At 34.5% G+C, this 17477-nt stretch carries 12 protein-coding genes; 2 read left to right on the forward strand and 10 right to left on the reverse strand.

From position 1 onward, the window contains the following. Positions 1–3 precede the first annotated feature (3 nt). The gene (locus tag R1X58_RS13440) at positions 4–1428 is read right to left on the reverse strand and encodes a TlpA family protein disulfide reductase (protein WP_240574176.1); all 1425 of its coding nucleotides are present in this window, start codon (positions 1426–1428) and stop codon (positions 4–6) included. A 290-nt stretch (positions 1429–1718) separates the two neighbouring features. Here R1X58_RS13440 and R1X58_RS13445 point away from each other — a divergent pair, with 290 nt between their 5' ends. Next, the gene (locus R1X58_RS13445) at positions 1719–3344 is read left to right on the forward strand and encodes an ABC-F family ATP-binding cassette domain-containing protein (RefSeq protein WP_240574173.1); all 1626 of its coding nucleotides are present in this window, start codon (positions 1719–1721) and stop codon (positions 3342–3344) included. A gap of 70 nt (positions 3345–3414) precedes the next feature. On the opposite strand, the gene R1X58_RS13450 is transcribed toward R1X58_RS13445, so the two are convergent. Continuing rightward, entirely contained in the window at positions 3415–3654 is a 240-nt protein-coding gene (locus tag R1X58_RS13450) for a putative signal transducing protein (RefSeq protein WP_240574169.1), read from the reverse strand. Positions 3655–3672: 18 nt separating this feature from the next. Then, on the reverse strand, positions 3673–3909 hold the full coding sequence (locus R1X58_RS13455) for a DUF2007 domain-containing protein (RefSeq protein ID WP_240574156.1): 237 nt from the start codon (positions 3907–3909) through the stop codon (positions 3673–3675). Between the two features lie 115 nt (positions 3910–4024). Here R1X58_RS13455 and R1X58_RS13460 point away from each other — a divergent pair, with 115 nt between their 5' ends. After that, on the forward strand, positions 4025–4756 hold the full coding sequence (locus R1X58_RS13460; protein ID WP_240574153.1) for a sulfite exporter TauE/SafE family protein: 732 nt from the start codon (positions 4025–4027) through the stop codon (positions 4754–4756). A 39-nt stretch (positions 4757–4795) separates the two neighbouring features. Here the strand turns inward: R1X58_RS13460 and pheT are convergent, their stop codons facing one another. The 7 genes from pheT to uvrA form a co-directional block, all read right to left on the reverse strand. Continuing rightward, positions 4796–7225 carry a phenylalanine--tRNA ligase subunit beta gene (gene pheT / locus R1X58_RS13465; protein ID WP_240574150.1) on the reverse strand — a complete coding sequence of 810 codons (2430 nt, stop codon included), beginning with the start codon at positions 7223–7225 and terminating at the stop codon, positions 4796–4798. Between the two features lie 118 nt (positions 7226–7343). After that, positions 7344–7814, reverse strand: coding sequence for a hypothetical protein (locus R1X58_RS13470; protein WP_240574148.1), 471 nt, complete (start codon positions 7812–7814; stop codon positions 7344–7346). Positions 7815–7817: 3 nt separating this feature from the next. Further along, positions 7818–8201 carry a DoxX family protein gene (locus tag R1X58_RS13475; RefSeq protein WP_240574145.1) on the reverse strand — a complete coding sequence of 128 codons (384 nt, stop codon included), beginning with the start codon at positions 8199–8201 and terminating at the stop codon, positions 7818–7820. Between the two features lie 34 nt (positions 8202–8235). After that, entirely contained in the window at positions 8236–10647 is a 2412-nt protein-coding gene (locus R1X58_RS13480; protein ID WP_240574143.1) for an alpha-ketoacid dehydrogenase subunit alpha/beta, read from the reverse strand. A gap of 167 nt (positions 10648–10814) precedes the next feature. Continuing rightward, on the reverse strand, positions 10815–13646 hold the full coding sequence (locus R1X58_RS13485; protein WP_240574124.1) for a gluzincin family metallopeptidase: 2832 nt from the start codon (positions 13644–13646) through the stop codon (positions 10815–10817). 98 nt (positions 13647–13744) lie between these two features. After that, a complete protein-coding gene (locus R1X58_RS13490) occupies positions 13745–14431 on the reverse strand; it encodes an LOG family protein (protein WP_240574120.1) in 687 nt (228 codons plus the stop codon). A 113-nt stretch (positions 14432–14544) separates the two neighbouring features. Further along, positions 14545–17379: an excinuclease ABC subunit UvrA gene (gene uvrA, locus R1X58_RS13495; RefSeq protein ID WP_240574118.1), complete on the reverse strand. Its 2835-nt coding sequence runs from the start codon at positions 17377–17379 to the stop codon at positions 14545–14547. Positions 17380–17477: the final 98 nt, after the last annotated feature.

Here is a 17477-nt window from a genome sequence, read left to right on the forward strand (position 1 = left end):
TTATTATCGGTTAATCATACCTAATACTTCCTCCTCAAAATTACTTGAGAAAATATTGGCATTACTGTTAACTATAATTTTGTGCTTATCTACTAAATAAGTTTTAGTCATAGGCTGTACAGCTAAAAACTCTTTAGATACTTTTGGGTTTTTTAAGATGTACTCGTACTGTAAAGGGAATCTTTTATCTATTAGTGATTTCTTAATTCTATCGCTATCGTAATTATCGATATTAACTGAAATAAAGTTAACTTCAGGATATTTCATTCTTAGTTCTCTTAATTTATAATGACTATCCTTAAAGTGATCGTAATATAAATGAGACCAGAATGTGATAACGGTAGGTCTATCAATAATTTCCTTTAAATCTAATTCGTTGTTTTTAGTATCGAAAGCTTTAACCGATGGGAAGGCTGCCCCATTTTTAGTTACGTCCAGCATCGAAACAAAGCGTTTGAAATTTTCTTTACTTTCTTCGTCAGTACTTTTATTTAAATATGAATTTAGAAGTTTATTATTGCTTATAGAATCTGTACTTCTTGCTAAATAGTTTATAGTATAATAATAAAGTAGTTCTTCTTTAATAACAGGATTACTTACTAAACTATCAATGAGTTCCAGCTTATCTAAAGTGTAACACAGCGAGCTTCTATTAAAGTGTTGTTTGTCATTATGGTTGTAATGCTCATGAAGCGCCATATTGTTAAAACTATGTCTTAAAAACTTATCGTAATAATGATTGTCTTTAAAAAAAGCATCGTTGTAATCAACATCTTTTCTGTAATCGTAGAAATCCTTAGGTAGAGATTCTAAAATAGTACTTTTATCTCTTCCATAATGTACCATCGGATAAACCTCTTTGCTAGAATAATAGTTGTAATTGATATCTGCCATGGCTATTTTGTCAAATAGCTCAGAAGTTTCATAACGATCTTTAAACAACTTAAGGTTTTTAAGTTTGATAAATTTTAAAGAATCAATGCGTTTAAGATATAATTCAGGATTTAATTGGCAGTATTTAAAAATATTCTTTTCCTGAATTTCGTTTATTAAAAATTCATTAACCAAATAATTGTTCTTTTTGTCACCACGTCCGGTGTAAACCAGGGATTCATCAAATTCAAGGGTATTAAGCCTAAAAAGTAAACTGTCTTTTGGTTCTAAAAAAACAACCTGAATTTCACCACCATGATGAAAGGTGTATAAACCACCAGTTTCAATATTTTCAAATTTGTAAAGAAAACGGTTACGATTATCTAACTTAACCGTATCAATAATTTTATCGGCTTTCGAGAGAACAACAAAGTCATTACCAGGGTTAATAATTTCCCCTCCAAAATATGCATAATTCTCATTTCCGGCTTTTTTGTCATCTACACAGTTAACCAGTGTTAAACCTAAAAATATGCATAAATAGTGTAATCTCATAGAATGTTTGGTCGACTTTATTACTATACAAAAATATGGGTTGTATTAATATAGTGCTGTTAAGGCGTTGTTAAAGTTGAAACTTCGAAAAAACAGCTAATATAACAAAATCATTGAGTTATTGGGGTTAAAATTCAGGAACTAAGTTTCCACTTACGGTTTGAATTTTCTACTTTTGCACAAATTTATAGCAACGCTCTACAAAAGAGTTTTAGAAATGTTTGCTATATATAAATTAAGCGAATACAAAATCAGGATTTTAAACATCTGAGTTAAACGATTATAAACTTATGTTATCAGTATCAAATTTATCAGTACAATTTGGAAAACGAGTGTTGTTCGATGAAGTAAACACAACATTTACTACAGGGAATTGCTATGGAATTATTGGCGCAAACGGAGCCGGTAAATCTACGTTTTTAAAGATTATCTCAGGAAAGCAGGATGCAACTTCTGGTCATGTTCATTTAGAACCGGGAAAACGTATGTCGGTTTTAGAACAGAACCACAACTTATATGACGAACACACCGTTTTAGAAACCGTATTAATGGGAAACAAACCATTATTCAAGATTAAAACGGAGATAGATGCATTATATGCAGATTACACTGATGAGAATGCTGAAAAAATTGGTGAGCTTCAGGTGCAGTTTGAGGAAATGAATGGATGGAATGCCGATAGCGATGCTGCTGCGATGCTTTCTAACCTGGATATTAAAGAAGATTTTCATTACATGTTAATGAAAGATCTAGATGGTAAGCAAAAAGTGCGTGTGTTATTGGCACAGGCCTTATTTGGAAATCCGGATGTATTAATTATGGATGAGCCTACCAACGACCTGGATTATGAAACGATTTCCTGGTTAGAGAACTTTTTGGCAAATTATGAAAACTGTGTTATTGTGGTTTCTCACGACCGTCACTTTTTAGATGCGGTTTGTACACACATTTCAGATATCGACTTCGGAAAAATTAATCACTTTTCAGGAAACTATACCTTCTGGTATGAGTCGTCGCAGTTAGCAGCACGTCAACGTGCACAACAGAATAAGAAAGCCGAAGAAAAGAAGAAAGAATTAGAAGAGTTTATTCGTCGTTTTTCTGCTAACGTTGCAAAAAGTAAACAGGCAACCAGTAGAAAGAAAATGATTGATAAGTTAAATATCGATGATATTAAACCAACAAGTCGTCGTTACCCAGCGATTATTTTTGATCGAGATAGAGAAGCAGGAGATCAAATTTTAAATGTTCAAGGTTTAGCAGCATCCATTGATGGCGAAACGTTATTTAAAGATATCGACCTAAACTTAGCTAAAGGAGATAAAGTAGTAGTGTTCTCGAGAGATTCAAGAGCAACTACAGCATTTTATCAGATTTTAAACAATAAGCAAGAAGCAGATGCCGGTAAATTTGACTGGGGTGTAACAACCACACAATCCTATTTACCATTAGATAATAGCGAATATTTTGAAAACGATTTAACGTTGGTAGAATGGTTACGCCAGTGGGCTAAAACCGAAGAAGAGCGTGAAGAAGTACATATTCGTGGTTTCCTTGGAAAAATGATTTTTAGTGGTGAAGAAGCGCTTAAAAAATCGAATGTACTATCAGGAGGTGAGAAGGTGCGTTGTATGTTAAGTAGAATGATGATGACCAGAGCTAACGTATTAATGTTAGATGAGCCTACTAACCACTTGGATCTTGAAAGTATTACGGCGTTCAATAACTCGTTAACAAACTTTAAAGGAACGGTGTTATTTACAACTCACGATCATGAGTTTGCTCAAACAGTAGCAAATCGTGTGGTAGAATTAACTCCAAACGGCGTTATCGATCGTTACACAACATTCGATGAATATATGCAGGATCCAAAAATTAAGGAATTACGAAACAGTATGTATTCGGTTAAAGCTTAATCAAAACTTTATAGATAAAAAAAGCGACTTCATATACTGGAGTCGCTTTTTTTTTTAGAATATTTTTAGTTTAAGCTTCTAATTCTGAAGTAACATCATTTATTATTTGTGTTGCTTTCTCTAATTCATCCTGATGAACGAATATTTCCTGAAACCCAGGTAATATACCACCTCCAAAACCTGCTAATCGCGCCGATTCTGTCTGATCTTTTACAATAGGATTCATCCCGGCATCTTCAAGTTCTAAAATAAAACGCCTGACCATAATGGCATCGCCGGTGTAAATTTTTGTGTATTCAGAGTTTTTCATAAATTTTAGTTTTTGTAATTAAGCTTCCAGTTCAGAGGTTAAATCTTTTATTGCTTTAGTAGCGGCTTCCAGTTCATCTTTATGCACAAAAACTTCCTGAAAATCTCTTGATCCTCCAAAAACATCGGCTATTAAACCAGTTTCAGATTGTTCTTTAACGACGGCGCTAATGCCAACTTTATCTAATTCACTTATAATGCGTTGGGTTGTAACCAAACTGCCAGTATATATTTTAATATAATTTGAGTCTTTCATGATATTAAGTTTTAATCGTTGTCTTCTAAATATACAATTTTTTTGTGAATTTGTATCACGATATGTGTAGCTAAAGTCTACTTTATTGAGTATCTTTAGTATATAAATCTCCATTGTGAAAGACATTCAATTTGTATTCTTATTATTAGCTCTTATCGCTGAAGTTATAGGGACTGTTGGTGGTTTTGGATCGTCTGTGTTTTTTGTGCCTATTGCTAATTTTTATTTCGATTTTCAAACCGTTTTAGGCATCACAGCCGTGTTTCATGTAGTGAGTAATCTTAGTAAAATTGCTTTGTTTAAAAAAGGAATTGATAAAACCTTAATCCTTTATATTGGTGTACCAGCAGTTTTATTTGTTATTATTGGCGGAATTGTGAGCAAGTTTTTAAAAGTCACTTTTTTAGAGTTGTTTTTAGGTTTCTTTCTTGTATCTCTAAGTTTATTATTTCTCATTAAAAAAGATTTAATCATAAAACCTCACAAAAAAGAAGCCATTATTGGTGGAACGCTTTCTGGGTTTGTAGCCGGAGTAGTGGGTACAGGAGGGGCTATTCGCGGATTAACAATGGCGGCTTTTAATCTTGAAAAAAATGTATTTATAGCGACTTCGGCCATTATAGATTTTGGTGTAGATTTAAGCAGAACAATTGTCTATTTCTTTAACGGGTATATTAAAGAAGACATTTTAATATACATTCCGTTTTTAGTAGGGATTGGTATTCTTGGAACTTATATAGGAAAATTGCTTTTGTATAAAATTTCACAGGAGAACTTTAAAAAAATATCTCTGGGTTTAATTTTAATTATTGGAATTGTAACCATAATAAAAAGCGCATTAGATTAGAAAATCGAATGCGCTCTTTTAGAATTTATAGTTTGTAAATTATCTTAATTCCGCTCCTAACTGGCTTTCAAAATTAGATTGTAATTTACTCATAATCTTATCAATTTGCTTATCGTTAAGCGTTTTGTTTTCATCCTGAAGCGTGAAACTTACTGCATAACTCTTTTTGCCAGCTGGTAAGTTTTTACCTTGGTATACATCAAACAGGTTTACACTTTTAAGTAATTGCTTTTCGGTTTGTCTGGCAATTTTGTAAATAGATTCAAATGTTACCTGATCGTCCAATAATAAAGCGAAATCGCGACGCACTTCCGGGTATTTAGGAATTGGTTCGAAAACAACTTTATTACGCTTAACAATCGTTAAAATGGTATCCCAGTCAAAATCGGCAAATAAGACTTCCTGAGCAATATCGAAATGTTTTAAGATTGGTTTTTTCACTAGTCCGAAATCAACCAATTTCATTTTACCTAAACTGAAACTTACGCCTTCAGCAAATAAATCAGAGTTTACAGGACTTTCATTGAATTTAGAAATACCTAAACGTTCTAAAATATTAATCACATAACCTTTTAAGTAGAAGAAATCACTTTTTGAAATAGGAGAATTCCAACTTTCTAAAGATTTATTTCCTGTTACAAATAAAGCCAAATGTTTAAATTCTTCACGTTTGTCTTCACCAAAACCATGGTAGGTTTTTCCGAATTCAAAGAGTTTTAAATCACCACGTCTTCTATTAATATTAAAAGAAATAGCTTCTAAACCAGAGAACAATAACGACTGTCTTAAAACAGATAAATCGTTACTTAACGGATTCAACATGCTTATGTTATGCTCTTCTTTTAACTGGTCACTTAAAGCAGCGTAAGCGGGTGTTGTTAACGAATTTGATAAAGTTTCAAAGAATCCTAAAGCCGCTAACTGATCTCCAATTATGTTTTGAATTTTATGATCTTCAAAACGCGTTGAATTAGAAATAGAAGCATTTAACTTTTCAGTAGTTTTAATATTGTTATATCCGTAAACACGTAATATTTCTTCAATAATATCTGCTTCACGTTGCACGTCGTTTCTGTAAGCAGGTACAGTTAAACCTAAACCAGCTTCGGTAACGTTATTAACCTTAATTTCTAAAGACGATAAAATACGTTTGATGGTTTCCTTCGGAATTTCTTCTCCAATTAATTTCTTGGCGTTATCGAAACTTAAACGCACCTGGAAATCTTCAATTTTGTTCGGGTAGAAGTCCATAACATCTGAAGTTACTTCACCACCCGCAATATCCTGAATTAATAAAGCAGCGCGTTTTAATGCATATTCTGTAATATTTGGATCAATACCACGTTCAAATCTGAAAGAAGCATCTGTATTTAAAGCATGACGCTTCGCTGTTTTACGAACACTTACCGGATTGAAATACGCACTTTCTAAAAAGATACTCGTTGTCGTTTCTGAAACTCCGGAATATTCACCACCAAAAACACCAGCAATACACATCGGTTTTTCAGCATCACAAATCATTAAATCATCTTCATGTAATTCGCGCTCAACACCATCTAAGGTTTTAAATTTGGTTCCGGAAGGCAGTGTTTTAACTTCAACTTTATTTCCTGCAATTTTTGCCGCATCAAATGCGTGAAGTGGCTGCCCTAATTCGTGTAAAACATAATTTGTAGCATCTACCACGTTGTTTATTGGAGCTAAGCCAATAGCTTTTAAACGGTGCTTTAACCAGGCCGGAGATTCTTTTACTTTTAAACCAGAAATGGTAACCCCACAGTATCTTGGTGCTAAATCTTTATTTTTAACTTCAACATCAATTTTTAGTGTTCTGCTATCCACATGAAAAGCACTAACGGATGGTGTAATTAATTCTAAATTAATTTCTTTTTGAACTAAGCCAGCTTTTAAGTCGCGGGCAGTTCCCCAATGACTCATCGCATCGGAACGGTTTGGGGTTAAGCCTATTTCAAATACGTGATCGCTTTCAACCTCAAATATTTCAGCACAAGGAGTTCCAACAGTAAGTTCACTATCAAGAACCATAATGCCATCGTGCGATTTACCTAAACCAAGTTCGTCTTCGGCACAAATCATTCCGTGACTTTCTTCACCACGAATTTTCCCTTTTTTAATGGTCCAGGCTTCACCTTCTTCAGTGTATAAGGTAGTTCCAATAGTCGCTACAGGTACTTTTTGCCCAGCGGCAACATTTGGTGCACCACATACAATTTGTACAGGGGCATCACCTCCAATATTTACAGTAGTAACGCTTAATTTATCGGCATTTGGGTGTTGTACACAAGTTAATACTTCTCCAACTACAACGCCTTCCAAGCCTCCTTTTACAGATTGGTAAGTGTCAATACCTTCAACTTCTAAACCTAAATCTGTAAGTAACTCACCAGTTTGTTCTGGTGTCCAATCTGTTTTTATAAATTGTTTTAACCAATTATAAGAAATCTTCATAAACCAAGTTCTGTTTTAAGGCTGTAAAGATAAAATATTGCAGTTAGCATTCAAACATAAACCCTTAATTTATCTCGTTTTTAGAAGGATATTAAACAACAGAATTTTAAGTGTGAAATTACAGGTTTTCAAGAAGTAAATTATAGTCGTACTGAAGGTCTTCGTGAAGACCGGAAATCACTTTTTTTATTAGTGCCAGCTGACGATTATACAGGTTTTGAAGCTGAGCACTTTTTTTGTAACTAGGTTTGAAATCTTGTAGGGTTTGAAGAAAGTGGAGTAGAAGTTCTACTTCGGTTTCTTTGTTTTGTGAGTAGCGAATGTACTTTTTGGTCTGCGTTAAAATTTTACGCACACTTTTTCGAATGAAAAAATAGCTTTTGGTATTTATCGTTTCAAATTGTGAATCGATATGTTGTTTTATACTTTCTATATACCCGCTTTCATCGTCAGACTCAAAAAGCAGGTAGGTAATAAGTTCTTTGTTTTCTTTTTTGAATTTCGATAACCGCAGGCAGAATTCTATAAGTTCTTCCGGAGATTTATGTTTTAACTCCTTTTTTATGTTAACTATAGAAGTAGCTTGCAATACTTATTGTTTTTTGAATCCGTCGATTGAGAATTTACCTGGTCCCATTAAGAAAATAGCAATGAACCCAATTAAGAATAAAATAGATTTTTCTTTAACGGAAATTGGGTCACTTGCGTGAACAATTAGACCTGCAACCAACATGGTAATAATCGTTGGAATGGTTGCCCATCTGGTTTTAAAACCAATTAACACCAATAGGGGAGCGACTGCTTCACCAATAATAGCCAGACTTAATGATAAAGGCTGACCTAAACCAATAGGGTCTGCGAATTTAATTGGGCCTAAAAACAAAGACTGAAATTTAGGAATGCCATGTGTTAGCATCATCACACAGAATCCAACTCTTAAAACCAGTAAACCGATATCAGGAAAATTCCTTTTCATATGTAGTATATATTTGAATTAAATATACACTAATTTAACGAAGTTTTGGAAATTCTTCTGGATTTGTTTCATGCATTACCCCATAAATAGCTTCAAAAATATCTTCAGCAGAAGGTTTAGAGAAGTAATCTCCGTCATTTCCGTAAGCTGGTCTATGCTCTTTAGCTGTTAAGGTTTTAGGCTGACTATCTAAGTACTGATAAGCATTTTGCTTATTTATAATTTCATTTAAAATATAAGCAGAAGCTCCACCAGGTACATCTTCGTCAATAATCATGACACGATTTGTTTTTTGAATACTTTTAACAATATCATGATTTAAATCGAAAGGCATTAACGATTGTACATCGATAACTTCGGCATCTATACCAACAGCTAAAAGTTCGGTAGCGACTTGTTCAACAATACGAAGCGTTGAACCATAAGACACTAAAGTAATATCTGAACCTTCTTTTACGGTTTCAACAACACCAATTGGTGTTTTTAAGTAACCAAGGTTGTTAGGCATTTTCTCTTTTAAACGGTAACCGTTAAGACATTCTACAACAATTGCAGGGTCGTCACCTTGCAGTAACGTATTATAGAAACCAGCGGCTTTAGTCATGTTTCGAGGAACTAATACATTAACTCCTTTTACTAAATTTAAAATACCACCCATTTGAGAACCCGAGTGCCAGATACCTTCTAATCGGTGACCACGAGTTCTAACAATTAAAGGCGCTTTTTGTTTTCCTTTAGTTCTGTAATGTACAGTTGCCAAGTCGTCACTGATAATTTGTAAAGCGTACATTAAGTAATCTAAGTACTGAATTTCGGCAATAGGTTTTAAACCTCTTAAAGCCATACCAATACCTTGTCCTACGATGGTTGCCTCACGAATACCGGCATCAGCAATACGAAGCTCACCGTATTTTTCCTGTAAGCCTTCCAGTCCCTGATTAACATCACCAATATTTCCGGTATCTTCTCCGAAAATTAAGGCTTCAGGGTATTTATTGAAAATAACATCGAAGTTATCACGAAGAATGATTCTTCCATCAACCTGCTGCGCCTTTTCGTCGTAGGTTGGTTTAACTTCCTTGATTAAAATGTTAGAATGTTCTGTTTCAGAATAAAGATGAGAACTAAATTTAGGCTGTGTTTCCTCAAGACATTTGTCAATCCATTGGACTAATTTGTCTTTCTTAGAAGATTCTTCACCTATAGTATATCTTAAAGCGCGTCTACCATGAGATAAGATGTCTTTTCTGGTAGGTTCGTCAATAGCTTCTAAGCTGTCTTTTAATTTATTAATGAAAACACCATTTACACTGGTTTCGGCTACTTGTTTTAAAACAGCAACCAACTCACGCTGATCGTCTGACACTGGTTTTAAGAATGTAGTCCATGCTTTGCGTTTCGCTTCCTTAACTTCTCGTTTAATAACACGATCAATTTCGGTTAAATCTTCATTGGTAGCAATACCGCTGTCAATAATCCATTGACGCATTCTGGTGTTGCAGTCCTGCTGAACTTCCCAGTTTAAACGTTCAGGTGATTTATAACGTTCATGAGATCCTGAAGTTGAGTGTCCCTGAGGTTGTGTTAATTCGGTAACGTGAATTAAAACAGGAACATGCTCTTCGCGAGCAATAGCACTAGCTTCCTGATAGGTCTCAATCAGGTTAGCATAATCCCAGCCTTTTACGCGTAAAATTTCGTAACCTTTATTGTTTTCATCACGTTGAAATCCTTTAAGAATTTCTGAGATGTTTTCTTTTGTTGTTTGATGTCTGGCGTGAACAGAGATGCCATATTCGTCATCCCAAACGCTAATTACCATTGGTACTTGTAATACACCGGCAGCATTGATGGTTTCAAAAAACAAACCTTCACTTGTACTGGCATTACCAATAGTTCCCCAAGCGACTTCATTTCCATTAACAGAAAAATTTGAAGCGTTAATCCCTTCAACGTTTCTGAAGATTTTTGATGCCTGAGCCAATCCTAGTAAACGCGGCATTTGACCAGCAGTAGGAGAGATGTCTGAACTTGAATTGTATTGTTTGGTTAGGTTTTTCCAGCTACCGTCATTATTTAAACTGTGGGTAACAAAGTGTCCGCCCATTTGACGACCAGCCGACATAGGTTCCTGCTCGATATCTGTATTGGCATATAAACCTGCGAAAAACTGTTCAGGAGTAAGTTCTCCTATCGCCATCATAAAGGTTTGGTCACGATAATATCCTGAACGCCAATCTCCTTTTTGAAAGGCTTTAGCCATCGCTAACTGAGGCACTTCTTTCCCGTCTCCAAAGATCCCGAATTTTGCCTTTCCTGTTAAAACTTCACGTCGCCCAAGTAAGCTACATTCCCGACTTCTCACTGCTATTTTATAATCGTTTAAAACTTCTGTTTTAAAATCTTCGAATGAGATGTTGTTTTTCAAATCTGGAGTGGTTTGCATGTTAGTTGCCTCTTTTAAACTTTTTGCAAAAGTAGTTAATCTTTAGGTTTTATGCAATTATATTTGGATTGAAGAAATTAACAAATTTCTAAAAAAATGATTTTTAAGATGTTTTGATTGAAAAATATTTACTCGAATTAATGATTTAGTAATAATTACGCAATAGGTTAGAACCAACGTCTTCTAAATAAACCAAGTAACACTTGAGGGTCTAAAGTAAATTTAAAGCGTATTCTTTCTTCGTATTTTGGTTGAGAAACTTCCCAGCCCAGGTTAGAATAAATTGGGAAATAGACCTCAAAATAATCAGTAACCAAATTTATTCTAATTCCTGAATCGTATACAAATTCAGCAGAACTATATTTGTTTTTTACATAACCAATATCCCAATATGCTAAAATGTAACGCCATAAAGTGGTGCTCATATTAACTGTAGAAATCCATTGATTGGCAAATGGAGTTTCTAGTTTAGATTTAAACCCTCCTTCGGCTTCAATGTACTGCTGGCTAAAAATTCCAGAGCTTTCCGATCTTCCTAAGTATGGATATTCAAATAAATAATCGGTAGGGCGATCTAATGCAAAACTGAAATAATCGGAATTAATATCATTTCTATTACTTAAAAATACTCCGGTATACGAACGTAAATTAAGTTGCCGGTTATTTTGAAACAGGTGCCTGTATTCAAAATTAAACGCCACTTTGCTAAATGTTTTTGCTATTTGCAAGTCAGTGTACCATTTTGTGTAATTGATTAAATTATCATTGGAATGTACGTAACGCGCATTAAAAACATTATAGCTTGGTTCATCAGTAGTATATATATTATTAGCATCTTTATCTCTGTGAATATCCAAATATCTAAAAGAAACTAAATGTCTTTTGTTTGACCTGAAATCGTCATCTTGTCTGAAATATAATGATAACGATGGTGTAAACTGTCGAACAAATAGATCTGGCGCATAAGAATGGTAGCCACCAAAAAAGCCATAGTTAATGGCGTAAAGATTTCTGTTTTCAAGATTGTGAGTCATTGAAACGACACCAGAGCCAGTAAATGATCTGGATTTAAAAGCGTATTGCGGCGATAGTTTATAGCTGAAACGTTTTCTGAGTAATGTTTTATTGTAGGCTTTCATGCCCAGAGTAAAGCCATCATAAATATTATTAAACTCCAAAAGCGGCATTAAAAAGACCTGATTATAATAAGGGTCTTCAATATCTTTAAATAGTCTGAATTGTAATGGTTTGTTATTGAAGAAGAAACCTTTTAACGATTTCCAATTGTCTCGTTCATTAATTTCAGGAATAATGCTGTTGTAGTTTAAAACCAGTTTATTCGCTTCGTCCCTAGGAATCGTCAAGGTTTTATTATTGCTTATGTTTTCAATCCATATTTTAGAAATTACACTGTCATTATTTAGTGTATATAAAGATACAGGCATGTTGTTGTGACGCTTGTTCTTAATAGTAAGCGTAACAGAATCTTTGGTTTTAGATACCTTCTTGATTTTGAAATCCAGTTTTTCTCTTGTAGACAAGTAATCGTTGAAAAACCAATCAATATTTTTATTGGTTTTAGATTTTAAATAGGTTTCAAAATCGGAAGAATTTATTGGTTTTAGTTTGTTTTCTGCTACAAAAGACTCAATTGTATTTTCAACAATATGGCTATTTACAAAATCGTCAAGGTAGTTTAATCCTATGCCTGCTTTGTATTTATTAGCAATGTTAGCATTGAATTTTAAAAGAGAATCTTTAGCCATCGTTAAAGGCTGATCTCTGTTGGTTCTTGCCATTAACATAAAGGCTAAATTATACTTGTCATTATAGCGCATATCGGCCGCATGAAATGAACGTACGCCCCAAAAATTAGCTAAAGATCCAAGGAATTTCATATTTGGGTAATGTTCTTCAACATAATTCATGAGATAGAAAATCTCAATACCATCAATTAACCATTGATCTTTTCTCGGGTTAATTAGCAATGTGTTTTCCAGATAATTATGAAGAGTAACTTTTAAAAGTTTTACTTCATATTTAAAATTGTTTGGATATGTGTTTATAAAACTCGGGAGAAAATTTAAGCCATAAACCGGATTGTCGTCGTAATCGGTTTGTGTTACAAGAAGTTTTTCATGAGGGTAATCACCAAATTTTTTTGTAATGTATTTTATTATTTTTTCGTTGATAAGTACCTTGTCTATGATCTCCAAATCTTCGTCATCAATATCTGAAACAATTGAAAAGTCTTTGGTTTCAACTGTATTGAATTTTGATGTTTTGTTTAGGAATAATTTGTTAACTGTTCGGGTTTTTCCTTCTAGCGTAACTGATTTTAAATCATTATTTTGTGATTCTTTAATTAAATCTAAATCTGAAGTTATCGTGTAGGATTTAGGACATTCTATTTTTAAAGAAACATCGGTTTTAGGAATGAATAAATCATTCAAATCTTTGTTGCTATAATACTGCCATTCACCATTATATATGGCAGGAGTAATATACCAGTACTTTAAATTTAAATCACCTGTTTTAGTGATGCCGTATCCTGTGAATTTATCGCTAGGAAGTTGAACTATATAATCCAAATGAATGTTGTATGATTCTCCAGGTAGCAGTGTCGAATCTAATAATACCTTAACAATATCTATTTGCCCTTTCAGGTCGTGATATTTTAAGTCCTGGTCATTACTTTTTACCGATGTTAAAATAGAAAAGCCGCGTTCCTCATTTTTTGCTAAATGAAAATCGTTACGATATTCATCAGCAATACGCTTCGCTAAAGGCGTCGTTTTTGTAGCATACGAATTTGCCCAGTTGTTTAAATATATAGATTGAAGTGTGTCTTGAGATGTATTTTGATATTGAATGTTTTGAGAAATTTTAATCTGTTTGTTTTCAATATTAAATACCGCGTGTACGTCAATTTTGTTTTGACCAAAACAATAGAATCCCAATAATAGGCTTATGGCAGAACTAAGGTGACGGATTTTCAATTTTTATTTAAAATTAGGGGTTCGTAATTCTATTATACAAAGATGTAAACGAAAATTATTACTTAAAATATTGTGTAAGATATAGTTCGTCGAATGTTTTAAAAATTTGGACTTAAACCGGATTCTTTATAGAAACCATCTAAGATGTCTATAACTTCATCTTCAGAATCCACTAAATGAATTAAATTTAAATCATCAGGGCTTATGTTACCGTGACTTAGAAGTGTTGATTTAATCCAGTCTATAAGGCCTTCCCAGAATTCAGTCCCGACAAGGATAATCGGGAATTTTTCTATTTTATGGGTCTGAATCAGAGTCATTGCTTCAAACAATTCATCTAAAGTTCCGAAGCCACCTGGCATAACTACAAAGCCTTGTGAATATTTAACGAACATAACCTTTCTAACAAAGAAATAATCGAAATCCAGACTTTTATCTGAATCTATATAAGGATTGTCGTGTTGTTCAAAAGGTAGTTCTATATTCAATCCAACCGATGTTCCGCCGCCAATATGAGCACCTTTGTTTCCGGCTTCCATAATACCTGGACCACCACCGGTAATTACCCCGTAGCCAGCTTCGACAATACGTCTGGCGATGCTTTCGGCAAGTTGATAGTATTTTTGATCTGATTTTGTTCTGGCTGAACCAAATATGGATACGCAAGGGCCTATTTTACTCATTTTTTCAAAACCATTGACAAATTCGCCCATGATTTTGAATATTGCCCAAGAATCGTTCGTTTTTATCGCATTCCACCCTTTAGGGTGTTGTTCTTTTCTCATAAATTGCATTATTTTTTTTGATTATTCATTACGCCTACTGGTTAGTATGCTTAGTGAATTGCTCAAATTTAGTTTTCTATTTTATGAAAAGCAAACTACGACAGTCATATTATTTAAAGACCTAATTCTTTCTTTAAAAATTTAGCCGTATAACTCTTTTTGTGCATGGCAACTTCTTCGGGGGTGCCTTCAACAACTACTTTACCGCCGCCTTTACCGCCTTCGTAACCTATGTCGATAATATGATCTACTGCTTTTATAACATCCAGATTGTGTTCTATAATTAGCACCGTATTTCCTTTGTTGGCTAATTTGTTAAGCACAATCATTAACACGCGAATATCTTCAAAATGCAATCCCGTAGTGGGCTCATCTAAAATATAGAAGGTGTTTCCAGTGTCGCGCTTACTTAATTCGGTCGCTAATTTGATGCGTTGTGCTTCGCCACCAGATAGGGTAGTGCTTTGTTGTCCGAGTGTGATATATCCTAAGCCAACATCTTTAATGGTTTTAACCTTATTGTGAATTTTAGGGATATGCTCGAAGAATTCAACGGACTCGTTAATGGTCATATCTAATACATCACTAATAGATTTTCCTTTGTACCTAATTTCAAGAGTTTCACGGTTGAAGCGTTTTCCTTGACAGGTTTCACATTCCACATATACGTCTGGAAGGAAATTCATTTCGATGACTTTCAATCCGCCACCTTGACAGGTTTCACAGCGTCCGCCTTTTACATTGAAGCTAAAGCGTCCCGGTTTGTACCCGCGAATCATTGCTTCTGGAATTTTAGCGAATAAGCTACGTATTTCACTAAAAACACCGGTGTATGTAGCCGGGTTGCTTCTTGGCGTTCTACCAATCGGCGATTGGTTGATATCGATAACCTTGTCTATGTGCTCCAAGCCTTTAATGCTTTTATAAGGCATAGGTTTTTTAACGCCGTTAAAGTAATGCGCGTTAAGAATCGGGTATAGGGTTTCGTTTATTAAAGTCGATTTTCCACTACCAGAAACACCGGTAACCCCAATCATTTTTCCTAAAGGAAATTTAACCGATACATTTTTAAGGTTGTTACCCGTACACCCGTTAAGTTCAAGGAATTTACCGTTGCCTTCTCGACGCTTTTCAGGAATTTCAATTTCTTTTGTACCATTTAAATAATCAGCTGTAAGGGTGTCGTGAGTTAAAAGTTCTTGTGGTGTACCGATACTAATGATTTTTCCACCGTGTTTCCCTGCTTTCGGACCGATGTCGATAACATAATCGGCACGTTCAATCATGTCTTTGTCGTGTTCAACTACTATCACTGAATTACCGATATCTCTTAGTGAAACTAAAGAATTAATTAGTTTTTCGTTATCTCGTTGGTGCAGACCAATGCTTGGTTCATCTAAAATGTATAGCACACCTACAAGTTGTGAGCCTATTTGTGTTGCTAAACGAATACGTTGCGCTTCGCCACCTGAAAGGGATTTAGAGCTGCGGTTTAGTGATAGGTAGTTTAATCCGACATCTAATAAAAACTGAAGTCTTGATTTAATTTCTTTTAAAACTTCTTCCGCGATTTTTAATTGCTTTTCCGAAAGATGTTTGTTTAATTCATTAAACCATGCGGCTAACTCTGAAACGTCAGTATTGGCGAGTTCAGCAATGTTTTTCTCGTTTATTTTAAAGTATAAAGATTCTTTCTTTAAACGGGTGCCATGACATTCCGGACATTCAATTTTATCCATATAATCTTTTGCCCAACGTTTAAGCGATGTGGTTTCGGCAGTTTTATATTGGTTTTCAATAAAATTAGCAACGCCTTCAAAATCTATTTTGTAATCTCTGGTAACACCTAAGCTTTTGCTTTCTATTGAAAATTTTTCATTTCCACCGTAAAGAATTAAATGTTTGGCTTCTTCAGGAATGTCCTTGTATGGGTCTGATAAGTCAAAATTATATCGCTGTGCAATGGTGTTAAGTTGTTTAAAAATCCAGCTGTTCTTTTCTGGTCCGTGTGGGGCTAATGCACCGTTTTTAATAGATAAGGTGTCGTCAGGAATAATTTTCTTTTCGTTGACTTTTCGCATGGTGCCTATACCATTACAAGCCGGACAAGCGCCTTTTGGCGAGTTAAATGAAAAGTTATTAGGTTCTGGGTTTGGATATGAAATACCAGAAGACGGACACATTAAGTTTCTGCTGAAATAACGAACTTCCTGTGAATCCTGATCAAGAATCATTAAAACGTCTTCGCCATGATACATTGCAGTATTGATAGTTTCAGTTAAGCGTTTATCGTTATCGGCAGATTCGTCTATTACTAGTCGGTCAATTACAATTTCAATATCGTGCGTTTTGTAACGATCGAGTTTCATGCCCTTTTTAAGGTCTTGAATTTCACCGTCTGTTCTAACCTTAACAAAACCCTGTTTTGCAATCTGTTCGAATAATTCACGATAATGACCTTTACGCGAACGAATAACCGGAGCTAAAACATTAATGCGCTTGCCTTTAAAATCTTTTATAATTAATTCTTTAATCTGCTCATCGCTATAGCTAACCATTTTGTCTCCGGTATTGTAGCTATAGGCATCGCTGGCACGCGCATAAAGCAAACGTAGAAAGTCGTAGATTTCGGTTATGGTACCTACAGTAGATCGTGGTGATTTACTTGTGGTCTTTTGTTCTATCGCGATTACGGGTGAAAGTCCGTCGATTTTATCAACGTCAGGACGTTCCAGTCCTCCTAGAAATTGTCTGGCATACGCCGAGAAGGTTTCTATGTATCGTCGTTGTCCTTCAGCGTAAATGGTATCAAAAGCTAATGATGATTTTCCACTGCCGGATAACCCTGTGATAACCACAAGTTTTTCACGAGGAATTGATACATCAATGTTTTTCAAATTGTGTACTCGGGCTCCTTTTACTTCTATAAATTCTTCGAAATGACTCATATAATCGCAAAAGCGCAAAGTTACAATTTTAGTTGTTAAATAATTAGAAGGAAGACTTTTGATTTTAGTCGAAGTAATAAAAAAAGCCGCGTTGTTAA

The sequence above is a fragment of the Aestuariibaculum lutulentum genome (assembly GCF_032926325.1).
Taxonomy (GTDB): Bacteria; Bacteroidota; Bacteroidia; order Flavobacteriales; family Flavobacteriaceae; genus Aestuariibaculum; species Aestuariibaculum lutulentum.